The sequence below is a fragment of the Nonomuraea sp. NPDC049714 genome (genome assembly GCF_044465295.1).
Lineage (GTDB): Bacteria > Actinomycetota > Actinomycetes > Streptosporangiales > Streptosporangiaceae > Nonomuraea.
The window spans coordinates 1,359,718-1,374,912 of the sequence record NZ_JBITLM010000001.1 but is presented as its reverse complement, the minus strand read 5'-3'; the positions used below and the strand labels follow the sequence as shown (position 1 = coordinate 1,374,912).

Sequence of the window (15,195 nt, the reverse complement as noted above, 5' to 3'; positions counted from 1 at the left end):
TGCGTAGCGAAACTTGACCGTATCGAAATTGAGGTGCTGTTGTGAACCCCAACACGGGCCATCCACGCCGCTGGGCGATCCTCGGCGTGCTGGTGTTCAGCCTGCTGGCGGTCGTGCTCGACAACACGATCCTGAACGTGGCGATGAAGACCATCGCCGACCCGGTGGCCGGGCTGGGGGCGACGCAGAGTGAGCTGGAGTGGGCGATCAACTCCTACACGCTGGTGTTCGCCGGACTGCTGTTCACCTTCGGGGTGATCGGTGACCGCACGGGCCGCAAGCGGATGCTCTTCATCGGCATGCTGCTGTTCGGCCTGGCCTCGCTGGCCAGCGCCTATGCGCAGGATCCGACCCAGTTGATCCTGGCCAGGGCGGCGATGGGCATCGGCGGCGCGGCGATCATGCCCGCGACGCTGGCCATCATCTCCAACGTCTTCCCCCCCAGTGAGCGCGGCAAGGCCATCGGAATCTGGGCGGCCGGCGTCGGCTTGGCGGTCGCGATCGGGCCGATCACCGGCGGCCTGTTGCTCGAGCACTTCTGGTGGGGCTCGGTCTTCCTGGTCAACGTGCCGATCGTGCTGATCAGCATGGTGCTCATCGCCGGGATCGTGCCCGAGTCGCGTGACCCGAAGCCGTCGAAGCTCGACCCCGTCGGCGTGCTGCTGTCGATCATCGGCCTGGTCGCCGTCGTCTACGGCATCATCCGGGGCGGCGAGCTGGCCACCTTCACCTCCGCCGAGGTGCTGGTGCCCACGTTGTTCGGCGTGGCCGTGCTCGGCGTGTTCGTCTGGTGGGAGCGGCGCATCGACAACCCGGTCTTCGACGTCCGCAACTTCAGCAACGTCAAGTTCAGCTCGGCCATCGCCATGATGGGCATCGTCTTCTTCGCGATGATGGGCGGGATGTTCTTCCTCACCTTCTACCTGCAGATCGTGCTGGGCTACAGCGCGGTGCAGGCGGGGGCGCTGCTGATCCCGTTCGCCGCGGCGCAGCTCATTTTCTCGCCGCTCAGCCAGCGGGTGAACGAGCGGTTCGGGGCCAAGCTGTCGGCCACGGTCAGCCTGGTCGTGGTCACGCTGGTGCTGGCGAGCTACGCCCTGTTCGACCAGAACACCCCGATCCTGTTGATCCTGGTCGTCTTCTTCGTGCAGGGTGCCGCGATGGCGAACATCATGCCGCCGGCCACCACCGCGATCATGGAGGCGCTGCCCCGCGAGAAGGCCGGCGTCGGCTCGGCCATGAGCAACACCGTCCGGCAGGTCGCCGGCGCGCTCGGCGTGGCCGTGCTCGGCTCGGTGCTGTCGTCCACCTACCGCGGGGAGATCGCGCCGACCCTGCAGGGCCTCCCGGCCGCCGCCCAGCACGCGGGTGGCGAGTCGATCATGGGGACCGTCGAGGTCGCCAGGGAGCTCGGCGAGCGCGGGCAGGCCATGCTGCAGCCCGCCTACGAGGCGTTCCTGCACGGCATGCACGTCACCGCGCTGGTGTCGGCGGTGGTCGCGCTGTTCGGCGTCGCCGTCGTGGCGAGGTGGATGCCCGGCAAGCCGCCCCGGGTGGTGCAGCCGGAGCAGAAGGAACCAGCGGTAGTGTGAGGCCGCGATGACCATCCAGGAACCGGTGACGGCCCGTCCGGTAGGCCGCCCACGCAGCGAGAAGGCCGAGCGTGCGATCGTCGAGGCGACCCTCGACCTGATCGCCGAGGGCATGGGGATCTCCGAGCTGTCCATCGAGGCGATCGCGTCGAGGGCGGGCGTCGGCAAGACGACCATCTACCGGCGCTGGTCCAACAAGGAGGACCTCGTCGTCGACGCGCTCGCCACGCTCAAGGCGCCGCTGCCGAAGCTGGCCGGAAAGTCGGTGCGCGACGACCTGATCGCCCTGGTCGACGCCATGCGCCGGGAGTCCGGCCACAGCCGCGCCCGGTGCGTGATGAACATCGCGATGAGCGAGGCGGACCGCAACCCGCGGCTCACCGAGCGCTTCTTCAAGCGGGCGATCGAGCCGCGGCGGGCGGCCATGCGGGAGACGATCGCGCGCGGCGTCGCCACCGGCGAGCTCCAGCCGGACCTGGACGTGGAGATGGGCATGGCGCTGCTGTCGGGCGCCATGCTCTGGTACGGCAAGTGGGGGCCCGCCGGCGAGCTGCCGGAGGACCTGGCCGAGCGGATCGTCGACCACATCCTCACGGGTCTGGCCGCCTGATCAGACGGCTTCGCCCAGGATCGGGCGGCCGTGCTCCAGATAGACGGTCTCGCCCAGATCGCGGGCGACGGCGGCGGCCTTGACCCGGCGGGCGAGCCGTTCGATCAGCACGTCGTCCAGCTCGTCCACCGAGTAGAAGTCGTAGGCGCTCAGCTCGTGGTCGGCGAACGTGATCCGCGCCCGCGCCTCCGGCCCGAGCACGTCGCCGTCGAACACGAAGAGGATCAGCTCGCCCAGCTCCGGATGCGGCGCCCAGTCGGCCACGAGCAGCCGCCCGATCGGCGGCCGGATGCCGAGCTCCTCCCGCACCTCGCGCACGCACGCCTGGTAGGGCGTCTCGCCCGGCTCGACGTGCCCGCCGGGGATGTCCAGGGAGGGCTTGTACGTGGGCCGCACCAGCATCACGCGGTCACCCTCGTCGAAGAACAGGGCTCCGGCGGCGGCGCGAGCCCGGGCGGGCGGCGCATCGTGATCGCTCACTCTCTGACAGTACGTGAGCAGTGGCCAAGCACCAGTGAACGGAAGGTGACAAACCTCCCTTCTCGGGACGGCAGGGAGCCCAAGCGGCCTCTAGGGAGCCTTCTCCCGCCAGCGGTTGGTGATGGGCAGGCGGCGGTCCCGGCCGAAGTTCTTGGGGGTGATCTTCGGGCCCGGCGGATACTGCCTGCGCTTGTACTCGGCCCCGTCCACCAGCCCGATCACCCGCGTCACCAGCTCGGGATCGTGCCCGGCGGCGATGAGCTCGCGCGAGCCCATGTCCTTCTCCACGTAGTCGTCGAGCAGCAGGTCCAGCACCTCGTAGGGCGGCAGCGAGTCGGTGTCGCGCTGGTCGGGGCGCAGCTCGGCGCTCGGCTCCTTGGTGATGGAGTTCTCTGGGATCGGCCGGGCGGCCTCCAGCAGGAACGTCGGGTCGGTGTGCGTGTTGCGCCATCGGGCCAGGTCCCACACCATGAGCTTCGGCACGTCCTTGATGGGCGCGAAGCCGCCGGCGGAGTCGCCGTACAGGGTGGAGTAGCCGGTCGCCAGCTCGCTCTTGTTGCCGGTGGTGAGCACCAGGTGGCCGTGCTCGTTGGACAGTCCCATGAGGATCATGCCGCGGACCCTGGCCTGCAGGTTCTCGGCCGCGAGGCCGGACAGCTCGATCTCCTTCTCGAAGGCGGCGACGATGTCGGCGATCGGCGCCACCTGGGACGTCACCCCCTGCCTGCGCACCAGCTCCTCGGCGTCGGCGAGGGAGTGGGCGGAGGAGTAGCGCGAGGGCATCAGCACGACGTGCACCCGGGAGGGCCCGATGGCGTCGGCGGCGATGGTCGCGGTGAGCGCCGAGTCGATGCCGCCGGACAGGCCCAGGATCACCGACCGGAAGCCGTTCTTGGCGACGTAGTCACGGACCGCGAGGACCAGCGCCGAGTAGACCTCGGCCTTTGTGTCCAGCGGCTCGGCCAGCCGCGCGGGCTCGGGCAGGTACGGGGCGACCGGGTCCTGCGACAGCACGAGCCGCTCGACGGTGATGGTGGATCCGTCGCCCGCGTCGTACGGGAACGTGCCCTGCTCGGCGGTGGAGACGGGCAGGTCGAGGTCGGCGACCAGCAGCTCCTCCCGGAACTGGGCGGCCCGCGCGAGCAGCTCTCCCGAGGCGTCCACCACCAGGGAGTCGCCGTCGAAGACCAGCTCGTCCTGACCGCTGACCTGGTTGACGTAGACGAGCGCGCAGCCGGCCTCGCGCGCCCTGCGCGCGCACAGCTCCAGCCGGACGTCGTCCTTCTCCTTCTCGTACGGCGAGGCGTTCGGCACGACCAGCAGCCCGGCTCCGGCCTGGCCCACGACGGAGACCGGGCCGCCCTCCTGCCAGAGGTCCTCGCAGACGGCGATCGCCACGTCCACCCCGTGCAGCCGGAAGATCGGCAGCCGGTCGCCGCGGACGAAGTAGCGGTACTCGTCGAAGACGCCGTAGTTGGGCAGGTGGTGCTTGGCGGTGCGGGTGACCACCCGGCCCTGGTGGAGCACGGCGGCGGCGTCGAGGGGGGCGCCCTTGGGCTGGCCGACCCGGGGGGCGCGGTTGGCCCGGTCGACGTAGCCGACGACCACGGGCAGCTCGCCGAGCCCTTCCCGCTGGAGCCTCACGGCCACCTCGTCCAGGGCCGCGATGCTGGCGTCCACGAACGAGGTGCGCAGCACCAGGTCTTCCACGGGGTAGCCGGTGAGGAACATCTCGGTGAACACCACGAGGTGAGCGCCGCGTTCGGCGGCGTCACGGGTCCAGGTGATCAGCCGGTCGGCGTTGCCGGTCAGGTCGCCGACGGTCGGGTTCGTCTGTGCCAGGGCAATGCGCAGTTGTGCCACGGGAAACAGCCTAGTACGACCTCATTTTTATCGTCAAAGCGACGAAAAGTGTGCTCATCGCGTGGCGACGGCCCCCGGGGTCACCAGCCCGGACTCGTAGGCGGCAACCACGAGCTGCGCCCGGCCGAACAGGCCGAGGTGTTCGAGCAGGAGGCGCACCGCCTCGGCGACCTCCGGCTCGGGCAGGGACAGCGTCTGCCCGATCTGCCGGTTCGTCAGCCCGCGCGCCACCAGTTTCAGCAGGTCGAGCCGGGCCTCCGACAGCCCGGCCAGCGCCGGGGGAGTCCCGGGGTCCATGCGCCCGGCGAAGCCCGAGATGAGCCGGGTGGTGACCGCCGGGTCGATGAGAGCGTCCCCGGCCGCGGCAGCCCGGATCGCGGCGACCAGCTGCTCGGGGGGCGAGGTCTTGAGCACGAAACCGCTGACGCCCGCGCGCAGCGCCGCGTACAGGTTCTCGTCGCTGCCGAAGGTGGTCATCATGATCACTTTCGGCGGGTTCTCGTCGGCGAGGATGCGGCGCGCGGCGGCCAGCCCGTCCAGGTGCGGCATCTGGATGTCGAGCAGCACCACGTCCGGCCGGGTGGCGCGGACCGCCGCGATGGCCTCCTCGCCGTTCGTCACCTCACCGGCCGGCTCCAGGCCCGCCTCGGCGCTCAGCACGACCTTCAGCCCGGCCCGTACCAGCGCCTGATCGTCGGCCACCAGCACCCGCAACGGCCTGCCATCGCCCGGCCGGGCCGTTGCGGGCGGCTCCTGCACCCGCTGGGGCTCCTGCACCCGCTGGGCCAGCATGTCGCTCTCCAGGCGGCGCAGCGCGCCCGTCAGGTCCAGCCCGAGCTCCTCGCGCCAGGCGATGCGGGCCCGCCGCAGCGCGCCGAGCGCGTCACCCTGCCGTCCTGTCCGGTAGAGCGCCAGGGCCAGCAACCGCCAGGCCTCCTCCCGCAGCGGATGGCCGGCCGCGTGCGCCTCCAGGTCGGCCACCAGCGCGGTCGCCCTGCCCATCGCCAGGCCGGCGTCCGCCCGGCGCTCCACCGCGATCAGCCGCAGCTCCTCCAGCCTGGCCGCCTCCGTCGCCGCCCAGTGCAGCTCGGCGAACTCCGCCAGCGCGGGTCCCCGCCAGAGCGCCAGCGCGCTCTCCATGGCCGCCCACACCTCGGCGGCGGGCCCGTCGGTCTTGACCAGGCTCTGGAACCACCATGAGTCCACCTGCTCGGGCCGGGCGCGCAGGGCGTACCCCGGAGCCGCCGAGACCAGCACGGCGGCCTCCTCGCGCGGCGCCCGGCCGGGTTCGAGCGCGCGGCGCAGCCGGGAGACGTACCCCTGGATGGTCGACAGCGCCTGCGCGGGCGGGTTGCCCGGCCACAGTTCGTCGATGAGGGTGCTCACCGGGACGGCGTGGCCGTGGGCGACCAGCAGGCGCGCGAGCACCGCCCGCTGGCGCTGGCCGCCGAGGTCGAGCGGGTCGCCGTCGGTCCAGGCCTGGAACGGTCCCAAAGCAGTGAAGGTCAACATCGTAGGCGTAAGCGTAGAGCCCATGCGAGGTCCTGGTAAATGGGGACTTATCCAGGCCGGAGCCCGGTCAGCGCCGCCTGATCGCCGGCCCCAGCGCCAGCATGCCGGCGGTCGCGACCAGCCCGATCGCCCCCGTGGTGAACCACAGGGCCCGCGGCCCGCCCGCCTCCAGCAGACCGCCGCCGAGCAGCGGCGCCAGCACCGCCGCGACCGACCAGGCGAACCCGAACAGCCCCGAGTACCGCCCGCGCAGGTGCGGCGGCGCCAGCCGGGCGAGGATGGTGCCCGCGATCCCGGCGGTGACGACCTCACCCGCCGTCCACACCGCGATCGTGACCGCCAGCCAGAACGTGGTGCTGACGAAGGCCGTCAGCGCGAACCCGGCGCTCATCACGGCGATGCCCAGCGCCAGCGTCCTGACCGGGTCCCTGCGGCCCAGCCACCCGGAGACCAGCGGCTGCACGATCACGATCAGCACCCCGTTCAGCGCCATGGCCAGGCCGAACTGCGCGGGCGTCAGGCCCACCCCGCCCGCCTTGTCCGTCATGGCCATCGGCAGCGTGGTGAACGTCTGGGAGTACAGCAGCGCGTTGCCCAGGATGACCAGCGTGAACCCGACCATCAGCCGGTCGCGCAGCACCTCCGCGAACCCGCCCGCCTCCGTCTTCCCCTCGGGCCTGGTCTCCGGCACCGCCCGCCAGACCAGGACGGCGAACGCCACGCAGCTCACCGCGTCCACCCAGAACAGCCAGAGGAACCCAGCCTGCGCCAGCCATCCGCCCGCCGTCATGCCCACCGAGTAACCGAGGTTGATCGCCCAGAACAGCAGCCCGTACGCCCTGGGCCGCTCCTCCGGCGAGATCAGGTCCGCGACCAGCGCGTTCGAGGCGGGCCGGTAGGCGTCGGCCACCAGGCCGAGCAGGAACATCGAGGCCAGGATGGCCGGCAGCGTGGTGCTGTAGCCCAGCGCCAGCATCGCCGCGGCGGTGGCGACCATGCCGCCGGCCAGCGTCGCCCGGCGGCCGATCCGGTCGGCCAGCACCCCGGCGAACAGCTGCGACACCAGCGAGCCCGCGCCGAACAGCGCCATCACCAGCCCGGCGGCGGCCACCGAGAGCCCACGGGCCTGGGTCAGGTAGACGCCGGTGAACGGCATGACCATGGTGCCCAGGCGGTTCACCAGCGTGCCGCCCCACAGGGCCCAGAACGGGCGGGGGAGCCCGCCGAAGGAGGAACGCAGGAAGGACGGCTTGACGACGGTACTTGTCACCCGCCAAGGGTGATGTGCCCCGGTTTTGCGTGGCGAACGATTTAGCCCACACTAAAACGCATGACGGTGACCTGGGATCTGACACCGGAGCACGTGGCCCGCATCCGGTTCGCCTTCTCCCCGATGTGGGAGCTCGTGGCCAGCCTGCGCACTCTTCAGGACCCGGCCAGGCAGTCGATCCACCTGCCGTGGATCAAGTGCGTGCGCCCTCGCCTGGCCGGCCTCGACCTGACCGAGCTGTACGCACTGGTGCCCGCGACCGGCTACCTGGCCGACTTCCTCACCCCGCCGCCCGACACGCCGCTGCCGGACTTCGCCGCCGAGCTCGCCCGTGTCCGGCGGACCTCGCCCGAGCTGGCCGCCGAGGAGGCCGCGCGCGTCGAGGGAGCCGATCCGGCCGTCATCAAGCGGTTCAGGGCCGACCCGGCGGCCGGCGTGGCCCGGGTCGCCGACGCGCTCGCGGCCTACTGGGAGGCGTGCTTCGCCGAGTTCTGGCCGCGCGTCTACGGCCTGCTGGAGCGCGACGTGCTGCGCAGGTCACGGCAGCTCGCCCAGGGCGGCGCCCGCGAGCTGTTCGCCTCGCTCGACCCGGCCGTGACGTGGACGGGGGACCGGCTGCTCGTCGACCGGCCGTACTGCGAGGCGGGCGGCCTGCACGGCGACGGCCTCGTCCTGGTACCGACCGCCTTCTACTGGCCGTCGGTGGCGGTCATGACCGCGCCGTACCAGCCGATGCTCGTCTATCCGGTGCTCGGTGTCGGCACCCTCTGGCAGCAGGGGCCGCCGCCCGCGCCCGGCGCGCTGGCCGCGCTCATCGGCGGCAGCAGGGCACGGATCCTGCTCGCGCTCGCCGAGCCGAGCACCACCTCGGCGCTGGCCGGGCGGATGTCGCTCACGCCCGGCGCCGTCAGCCAGCACCTCGGCGTGCTGCGCGACAGCGGGCTCACAGTCGGGATGCGCGTCGGCAAACAGGTCGTCTACCGCCGCACCCCGACCGGCGACGCGCTCGCCGGATCTCAGGTGTAGCGGCTGGACTCCATCAGCCAGTCCAGGTGGGCGCGCGGCGCGGCCAGATAGGCGCACGCGACCTTGCTCACGTCCCTGGCCGTACGCGGCGCGAGATCGTCCAGCGGCAGCTGCCTGGCGGCCTGCTGCATGTCACGGCAGCGCTCGGCGATCCGGTCGAGCACCCAGGACACCGCCTCCCGCTCGCCCAGCCCCAGCTCGTGCCTGGCGATCACCACGAGGTTGTGCGCGTCACCGCGCTCCTTGGGCCGCGAGGCCACGTCGTTGCACCACGCGGTGACGTCACTGCAGGAGTTCACCAGCTCCTGCCATGGCTCCGAGCGGTGCACCCACGCGGGCACCTCCACCCGCAGGCACGGCTCGACCAGGTCGTAGAGGTAGGGGCCCACCGTCCCCCTGCGCAGCGCCGGGTACTCCGCCAGCGTCGGGATCGTGCCCGACACCCGGTTGGCCGCCTCGGTGCGGCAGGCGTAGTGCTGACGCTGCAGGCTGACCGCGAACCGCCGCCGCCACTGGTCGCTCATCCGCGAGCTCGTCACCCGCCACAGATCCGCGAACGCCGCCTCCAGCGGATGGTCGCAGGCGCCCTCCAGCATCCCCTGGAACACCTCCAGCGGACACGGCCCCTCGTCCAGCTCGTCGTCCAGGTGGAACAGCCACGTCAGCCACTGCGCGAACAGCGCCGCCGCCGCCGCGTCGAACTCGGCGAACGCCCGGCCCGCCATCCGGTGGAACCCGACCCCCTGGTCGGCCCGCAGGCCCGTCCTGCGCGCCCAGTCGATGACCGCCGCCTCGATCGCGTAGACCGCCGGATGCATCCGGCACGGCGCGGCCATCGCCGGCACCCGCTCGGTCAGCGGCAGCAACGCCAGGGCCGCCGAGCCGCCCCGGCGCGGCAACGGCAGCAGCGGCTTCCAGTGCAGCACGGACCGCAACGCGGACCGTACGGAAGCGATCACCGTGGTGCTCCCCGCGGTAGTCACAGCGGTCCGTAAAGCCAGTTGCCGACGGCGGCCGGGTCGTCGCTGACGTAGAACTCCCCGGCGGCCAGCACCAGCTCCTCCACGGTCAACACCCCCCTGCCCGTACGGTCCAGCCGGTCGAAGGCGACGTCCACGTCGTCGTAGGCGGTGCCGAACGCGGCCAGCATCGTACGGAACTCGCCCGGCCCGATCAGGCCGTCCCGGTCCCCGTCGCACAGCTCCGCCACGGCCACCGCGGCCGGACGGAACACCGTGTCGTACCGGTCGCCCTCGACGAACGCCGCCGTCATGGCCTTGCGGAAGTCTTCGCGCGACATGCCGAGGTCCGTGTCGCCGCCGAGCGTGCCGGACAGCGCCGCCCAGATCCCGTCGAAGCTGTCGACGAGGCTGCTGCCGGTGACCGACGTGGGTGACTCCCCGAAGCCCACCAGGATGCGCGCGCCCAGCCCCAGCAGGTCCTCGCGCTCCACGACCCCCTTACCGCCTGCGTCGATGTGGTCGAAGGCCCGATCGAGCTTGTGATTGAGCAGGTCGATAGCCACCAATGCCTCCCCCGAGACTGACTGCGTGATCACAGTAAGTGTGGGCGGGCCCTTTGTCAGGGAGGCTCGCACCGGCACCCCCCGTAACCTGTGCGAAACACGGACACGGCATGCTGATATGAGACCCGTACCAGCCGTCACGAGGGGACGCCGTGGACCGCCAGCAGGAGTTCGTGCTCCGCACACTTGAGGAACGCGACATCCGGTTCATCCGGCTCTGGTTCACCGACGTGCTCGGTTTCCTCAAATCCGTCGCCATCGCGCCCGCCGAGCTCGAAGGCGCCTTCGCCGAGGGCATCGGCTTCGACGGCTCGGCCATCGAGGGCTTCGCGCGCGTCTACGAGGCCGACATGCTGGCCAAGCCGGACCCGTCGACCTTCCAGATCCTGCCGTGGCGCAGCGAGACGCCCGGCGCCGGGCGCATCTTCTGCGACATCCTCATGCCCGACGGCTCGCCGTCACACGCCGACCCCCGCTGGGTGCTCAAGCGCACCCTCGCCAAGTGCGCCGACATGGGGTTCACCTTCTACACCCACCCGGAGATCGAGTTCTTCCTGCTGAAGAACCGCCCGGAGGCCGGGCAGCGCCCCGAGCCGATCGACTCGGGCAGCTACTTCGACCACACCCCGCACAGCTCCGGCCACGACTTCCGGCGCCAGGCGATCATGATGCTGGAGTCGATGGGCATCTCGGTCGAGTTCAGCCACCACGAGGGGGCGCCCGGCCAGCAGGAGATCGACCTGCGTTACGCCGACGCGCTCACCACCGCCGACAACATCATGACCTTCCGCCTGGTCATGAAGGAGGTCGCGCTGGAGCAGGGCATCTGGGCCTCCTTCATGCCCAAGCCCTTCACCGAGCACCCCGGCTCCGGCATGCACACCCACATGTCGCTGTTCGAGGGTGACCGCAACGCCTTCTACGAGGCCGGCGCCGACTACCAGCTCTCCAAGATCGGCCGCTCGTTCATCGCCGGCCTGCTCCGGCACGCCGCCGAGATCACCGCGATCACCAACCAGTGGGTCAACTCCTACAAGCGGCTGTGGGGCGGCGCCGAGGCGATCGCCGGCCAGGGCGGCGAGGCCCCCTCCTACGTGTGCTGGGGCCACAACAACCGCTCGGCCCTGGTCCGGGTGCCGATGTACAAACCGCACAAGGGCGGCTCGACCCGCATCGAGTTCCGCTCGCTGGACTCCGCCTGCAACCCCTACCTCGCCTTCGCGCTCATCCTGGCCGCCGGCCTCAAGGGCATCGAGGAGGGCTACGAGCTCCCGCCGGCCGCCGAGGACAACGTGTGGACGCTCACCAGCGCCGAGCGCCGCGCCCTCGGCATCCGGCCGCTGCCCCAGTCGCTCGACGACGCGATCGCGGTCATGGAGCAGAGTGAGCTCGTGGCCGAGACGCTGGGGGAGCACGTCTTCGACTTCTTCCTGCGCAACAAGCGCTCCGAGTGGAACGACTACCGCCGCCAGGTCACCGAGTTCGAGCTGGGCCGCTACCTTCCGGTGCTGTAGGACCGGGTCAGCGCCGCTCGTCGTCGGGGCCGGGCACCGCCGGCAGGGACTCGGCGCCGCCTTCGAGCAGCCGGGCCATGTCGGTCGAGCGCGGGAGCATCGTCTTCTCGTAGCCGCGCACGGCGTCGTCGACGGTGGCGGAGCGGGCGAGTGCGAGCGCCAGTTCGCCGGCGTCGAGCATGGCGAGGTTGACGCCGGCGCCCAGCGGTGGCATGAGGTGGGCGGCATCCCCGAGGAGCGTCACGCTGGGCGAGTGCTCCCACGTGTGCGGCACCGGCAGGGCGAGGAGCGGGCGATCGACGTAGGCGCCGTCGTTGTCGGTGATCATCCGGAGCGTCTGTGGTGACCAGGCCGCGAACTCGCCGAGGAGATGCGCGCGGATGCCCTCGGTGTCGTCGGGGCGAAGTCCGTTCGCCGCGATCCAGTCCGCGGGGACGCGCTGCATGTGTAGACGCGCATGTGGCCGCCGCTGTTCCGCTGCGCGAAGAGGCCACGCTCCCCGTCGGCGGCGTGGGCGCTGCCTTTCCCGACCAGTTCGGCCAGCTCGGGGCTGCGAACAGCCCTCTACAGGCTCTCAGCTCGGTGACAGCGCTGCCGCGGTGAGGCTCAGGTGCCGGACGAGAGCGTCGGCCGCGGCGGCGGGGTCGCGGGCGAGCGCGGCCTCCTCCAGGCGGCCGTGCTCCTCGGTGGCCGAACGGCTGGGCGCGCGGTGGCTGGACCAGCGGCGGGCCAGCTCGCTCGCCGTCCACATCCGGTCGAAGGTGTCGAGCAGGACGGAGTTGCCGCAGCCCTCCAGCAGGGCGCGGTGGAAGCCGCGGTGGGCCTCGGACCAGGCGTCGCTGTAGTACTCGCCCTCCTCGGGCGCGAACGCCGGAGTGCGCGTCAGCCTGTGGTGGGCGGCGCGTACGCGGGACTCCCACTCGACGTCGCCGCGCTCGATCGCCATGCGCAACATGGCCGATTCGACGGTCAGGCGGGCCTCGGTGAGCTCCTGCCAGCGGCGGTCGGAGAAGGCCGGCACGGCGAAGCCGCGGTTGGGCAGCCGGCTGGCGAGCCCCTCACCCACCAGGCGCACCAGGGCCTCGCGCACCACGGCCAGGCTGACCCCTTGCTCCTTGGCCAGCTCCTGCGGCTTGAGGGGATCTCCCGGCGAGTAGGCCCCGTGCAGGATGGCCTCCCGAAGCCGGGCGTGAACCTGCTCCGAGAGCATCTGCTTCCCCGGCAAGCCAGGGCCACCGACCGTCTGCGTCACGGCCACATCCTAACCCGCCATCAGATAATCGATTATTCATGCTATGATCGATCGTAATCCCCACCTGAGAAAGGACGTAACACGATGAGCGGCAACGACCCCTTCGCCCGCCTGCCCGAAGCGGCGGCCTTCGCCGTCGCCAGCACCACCCTGACCGACGGCGCGGCCCTGCCCTCGGCGCAGATGTCCGCCGGTGTCCCCGGCGGCGAGGACATCTCCCCGCAACTGTCCTGGAGCGGAGCCCCCGAGGGCACCAAGAGCTACGCCGTGACCGTTTACGACCCCGACGCCCCCACCGGCTCCGGTTTCTGGCACTGGGCCGTGGCCGACATTCCCGCCACGGTCACCGGGCTGCCGGCGGGCGCCGGCGACGACACCGGCTCCGGCCTGCCCGAAGGCGCCTACCAGTTGTCCAACGACGCCCGCGTCGCCCGTTTCATCGGCGCCGCGCCGCCCGCCGGCCACGGCCCCCACCGCTACTTCGTCGTGGTGCACGCCCTGGACGTCGAGCACATCGGCGTCCCGGCCGAAGCCACTCCGGCCTACCTGGGCTTCACCATGGCCGGCCACATCCTCGGCCGCGCGGTGCTGACCGCCACCGCCGAGATCCCGGCCTGAGCCGTCGCACGCTGGAAGGGTGACACCGGGAGGAAGGCTCAGTGACCGTACGTGGGCTCATCGACACCACGGAGATGTACCTCCGCACGGTTTTCGAGCTTGAGGAAGAAGGCGTCGTCCCGCTGCGGGCCCGGCTGGCGGAGCGGCTCGCCCAGTCGGGCCCGACCGAGTGCTCGTCAGCGTGATCCGGATGCCGTGGGAGGAGGTGCGCGACGAGGCGGGACGGTGTGCATGCGTCGCAGTTCGTCGCGGTGCAGTGCGCTCAGGCGGGCCAGGACTTTCCCCCTCGGGGGTCAGCGTCACCCGCACCGCGCGGCCGTCGGTGGGATGCGCGCTGCGGCGGACGAGTCGTTGCGTCTGGGCGCGGCTGACCAGTCCGACCACGCTGTGGTGGCGCGGTGACGCGTGACCTGTGCCGATATGCCCCTGGAGGCCAGTTTATATCGTGCTACGATAGAAATAGGTAGTGGGCAAGGAGGTGCGTCGTGCTCGACGACCACGAACGTGAAACGCTGAGTGAGATCCAACGCCGGCTGCTGGGCGAGGACCCGAAGTTCGCCCAGTCCTTCGACGCCGACGCGCGCCAGCTGCGCAAGGCGGCGCCCGACCTGTCCAGACGGACCTACACCACCATGCTGGTCATCACCTCGGGGTTCGGCGTGACCTTGCTGCTGGCCGGATCGCCGTTCATCGCCCTGCTGTTCGCCGTGCTGACCATCTGGGTCTGGCACGCGCGTTCGCTCCGCCTGGAGAGCGACCGCGAGCAGTCCTGAGGCGTCAGGCGCCGCTCGGATGCCCGCGACGAGCAGGGTGTCCACCCCGGCCCGGCCGAGCTTCGCCGCCCCGTCCGGCGAGTTCGGCGGTGCGGTGGCGCCGGCCGGCGGCGAGGGCTGACGAGCCGCACAGGGTGACCCTGGTCACTTTGGGATGGAAGTCACCTGGTGGCAACTTCGGCCCCGTATCTTTTACCGATCACCCGGATCCGGCCGAGACTCCGGGGCCGCACGGCGTGGTGGAGCGTTCCTGACGTCGGCGGGTGTGGGCCGGGAAGCTTCTGGCAGGTTTGTCGCGTTATGTCGTACGTCGGAGCCCTGGCGCTGACTGATCAACCGATCCGATAAAATCGGCCCATTCAAATTAATATTTCCGGACTTTACGCCTCTCGCGGCGTTATAGGAGGGTGTGGCATGACGACGGCTGCCCTGCAGACCGTGTTGACCGTTCCCGAGCGGTTCCGGGGACCGGTAGGAGTCGCCAACGGCGGCTGGCTGGCCGGCACCCTCGCGGACGCTCTCAATGGCAAACGATCAGCGGTCGAGGTCACGCTGCACGCGCCCACGCCCCTGGAGAGCGAGCTACGCCTGGAGCACGTCGCCAACACCGTGGCCCTCTACGACGGCGACAAGCTGCTCGTGGAGGCCATCCCGGTGGCCGAGGAGCTGACGCCGCCCCCGTTCGTGACCTTCACCGACGCGGCCCGCGCCGAGGCCGGGTTCGCCGGTCACCACGGGCACTCCTTCCCCGAGTGCTTCGCCTGCGGGCTGCGTGAGCCGGGCGACGGTCTGCGCATCTTCCCCGGCCCCGTGAACAGGGACGGCGACAGTGACGGTGGCCTGGTCGCCGCCGGCTGGCGGGTGCCGTTCGCGGTCGCCGACGAGGACGGGGTGCCGGCCTCGATCGTGGGCGCGGCGCTCGACTGCGTCACCGGCTGGGCGCATTTCGGCCCGGGGGAGTCGGCCCTGCTCGGCCGCCTGGCCCTGGAGTTCCACCGCGAGGTGATCCCGGGCGGCGTCTACTCCATCGTCGGCCAGGCCACCGGCCGCGAGGGCCGCAAGCTGTTCAGCAAGAGCGCCGTGTACGAGGTGGACGGCAGCCTCGTGGCCGCCGCCCGCGCCACCTGGATCGCTCCACGCTGAACAGTCAGGCAAAATCA

At 71.2% G+C, this 15,195-nt stretch carries 15 protein-coding genes and 1 pseudogene; 8 read left to right on the top strand and 8 right to left on the bottom strand.

Features of this window, described 5'->3' with window-relative positions:
* Positions 1–41 precede the first annotated feature (41 nt).
* Positions 42–1,592 (top strand): MFS transporter, encoded by a 1,551-nt coding sequence (locus ACIBQX_RS06630; protein ID WP_397001325.1) that lies wholly within the window; start codon positions 42–44, stop codon positions 1,590–1,592.
* A gap of 7 nt (positions 1,593–1,599) precedes the next feature.
* Positions 1,600–2,202 (top strand): TetR/AcrR family transcriptional regulator, encoded by a 603-nt coding sequence (locus tag ACIBQX_RS06625; protein ID WP_397001323.1) that lies wholly within the window; start codon positions 1,600–1,602, stop codon positions 2,200–2,202.
* Here ACIBQX_RS06625 and ACIBQX_RS06620 read toward each other — a convergent pair whose 3' ends face one another.
* The 4 genes from ACIBQX_RS06620 to ACIBQX_RS06605 form a co-directional block, all read right to left on the bottom strand.
* A complete protein-coding gene (locus ACIBQX_RS06620) occupies positions 2,203–2,682 on the bottom strand; it encodes an NUDIX domain-containing protein (RefSeq protein WP_397001321.1) in 480 nt (159 codons plus the stop codon).
* A 90-nt stretch (positions 2,683–2,772) separates the two neighbouring features.
* Positions 2,773–4,545, bottom strand: a complete 1,773-nt coding sequence (locus ACIBQX_RS06615) for an NAD+ synthase (RefSeq protein WP_397001319.1) — start codon at positions 4,543–4,545, stop codon at positions 2,773–2,775.
* A gap of 54 nt (positions 4,546–4,599) precedes the next feature.
* Complete coding sequence (locus ACIBQX_RS06610) at positions 4,600–6,057, bottom strand: BTAD domain-containing putative transcriptional regulator (protein WP_397001317.1); 1,458 nt, start codon at positions 6,055–6,057, stop codon at positions 4,600–4,602.
* Positions 6,058–6,124: 67 nt separating this feature from the next.
* Positions 6,125–7,327: an MDR family MFS transporter gene (locus ACIBQX_RS06605; RefSeq protein ID WP_397001315.1), complete on the bottom strand. Its 1,203-nt coding sequence runs from the start codon at positions 7,325–7,327 to the stop codon at positions 6,125–6,127.
* 60 nt (positions 7,328–7,387) lie between these two features.
* Here ACIBQX_RS06605 and ACIBQX_RS06600 point away from each other — a divergent pair, with 60 nt between their 5' ends.
* Positions 7,388–8,353, top strand: a complete 966-nt coding sequence (locus tag ACIBQX_RS06600) for a DUF5937 family protein (protein WP_397001313.1) — start codon at positions 7,388–7,390, stop codon at positions 8,351–8,353.
* Here the strand turns inward: ACIBQX_RS06600 and ACIBQX_RS06595 are convergent.
* Together ACIBQX_RS06595 and ACIBQX_RS06590 are read right to left on the bottom strand one after the other, a co-directional pair.
* Positions 8,344–9,312 (bottom strand): terpene synthase family protein, encoded by a 969-nt coding sequence (locus ACIBQX_RS06595; RefSeq protein WP_397001311.1) that lies wholly within the window; start codon positions 9,310–9,312, stop codon positions 8,344–8,346. The genes ACIBQX_RS06600 and ACIBQX_RS06595 overlap by 10 nt on opposite strands.
* 20 nt (positions 9,313–9,332) lie before the next feature.
* Positions 9,333–9,878, bottom strand: coding sequence for an EF-hand domain-containing protein (locus ACIBQX_RS06590; protein WP_397001309.1), 546 nt, complete (start codon positions 9,876–9,878; stop codon positions 9,333–9,335).
* Between the two features lie 152 nt (positions 9,879–10,030).
* On the opposite strand from ACIBQX_RS06590, the gene glnA reads away from it, so the two are divergent.
* Positions 10,031–11,392 (top strand): type I glutamate--ammonia ligase, encoded by a 1,362-nt coding sequence (gene glnA, locus ACIBQX_RS06585; RefSeq protein ID WP_397001307.1) that lies wholly within the window; start codon positions 10,031–10,033, stop codon positions 11,390–11,392.
* 7 nt (positions 11,393–11,399) lie between these two features.
* Here the strand turns inward: glnA and ACIBQX_RS06580 are convergent, their stop codons facing one another.
* Together ACIBQX_RS06580 and ACIBQX_RS06575 are read right to left on the bottom strand one after the other, a co-directional pair.
* On the bottom strand, positions 11,400–11,837 hold the full coding sequence (locus ACIBQX_RS06580; RefSeq protein ID WP_397001305.1) for an FAD-dependent oxidoreductase: 438 nt from the start codon (positions 11,835–11,837) through the stop codon (positions 11,400–11,402).
* A 129-nt stretch (positions 11,838–11,966) separates the two neighbouring features.
* Complete coding sequence (locus ACIBQX_RS06575; protein WP_397001303.1) at positions 11,967–12,644, bottom strand: GntR family transcriptional regulator; 678 nt, start codon at positions 12,642–12,644, stop codon at positions 11,967–11,969.
* A gap of 84 nt (positions 12,645–12,728) precedes the next feature.
* Here ACIBQX_RS06575 and ACIBQX_RS06570 point away from each other — a divergent pair, with 84 nt between their 5' ends.
* The 4 genes and pseudogenes from ACIBQX_RS06570 (at position 12,729) to ACIBQX_RS06555 (ending at position 15,178) form a co-directional block, all read left to right on the top strand.
* Entirely contained in the window at positions 12,729–13,262 is a 534-nt protein-coding gene (locus ACIBQX_RS06570; protein WP_397001301.1) for a YbhB/YbcL family Raf kinase inhibitor-like protein, read from the top strand.
* Positions 13,263–13,303: 41 nt separating this feature from the next.
* A pseudogene (locus tag ACIBQX_RS06565) lies at positions 13,304–13,429 on the top strand (dihydrofolate reductase); the annotation flags it as partial.
* Between the two features lie 318 nt (positions 13,430–13,747).
* A complete protein-coding gene (locus tag ACIBQX_RS06560) occupies positions 13,748–14,035 on the top strand; it encodes a DUF3040 domain-containing protein (RefSeq protein WP_397001299.1) in 288 nt (95 codons plus the stop codon).
* A gap of 414 nt (positions 14,036–14,449) precedes the next feature.
* Entirely contained in the window at positions 14,450–15,178 is a 729-nt protein-coding gene (locus ACIBQX_RS06555) for a hypothetical protein (RefSeq protein ID WP_397001297.1), read from the top strand.
* The last annotated feature ends 17 nt before the right edge of the window (positions 15,179–15,195 follow it).

Bases quoted from the DNA above. Each gene is read 5' to 3' on its own strand.
- ACIBQX_RS06625 (WP_397001323.1), top strand. From the start codon at position 1,600: ATGACCATCCAGGAACCGGTGACGGCCCGTCCGGTAGGCCGCCCACGC.
- ACIBQX_RS06555 (WP_397001297.1), top strand. From the start codon at position 14,450: ATGACGACGGCTGCCCTGCAGACCGTGTTGACCGTTCCCGAGCGGTTC.
- ACIBQX_RS06610 (WP_397001317.1), bottom strand. From the start codon at position 6,057: ATGTTGACCTTCACTGCTTTGGGACCGTTCCAGGCCTGGACCGACGGC.
- ACIBQX_RS06570 (WP_397001301.1), top strand. From the start codon at position 12,729: ATGAGCGGCAACGACCCCTTCGCCCGCCTGCCCGAAGCGGCGGCCTTC.
- ACIBQX_RS06580 (WP_397001305.1), bottom strand. From the start codon at position 11,837: ATGCAGCGCGTCCCCGCGGACTGGATCGCGGCGAACGGACTTCGCCCC.
- ACIBQX_RS06600 (WP_397001313.1), top strand. From the start codon at position 7,388: ATGACGGTGACCTGGGATCTGACACCGGAGCACGTGGCCCGCATCCGG.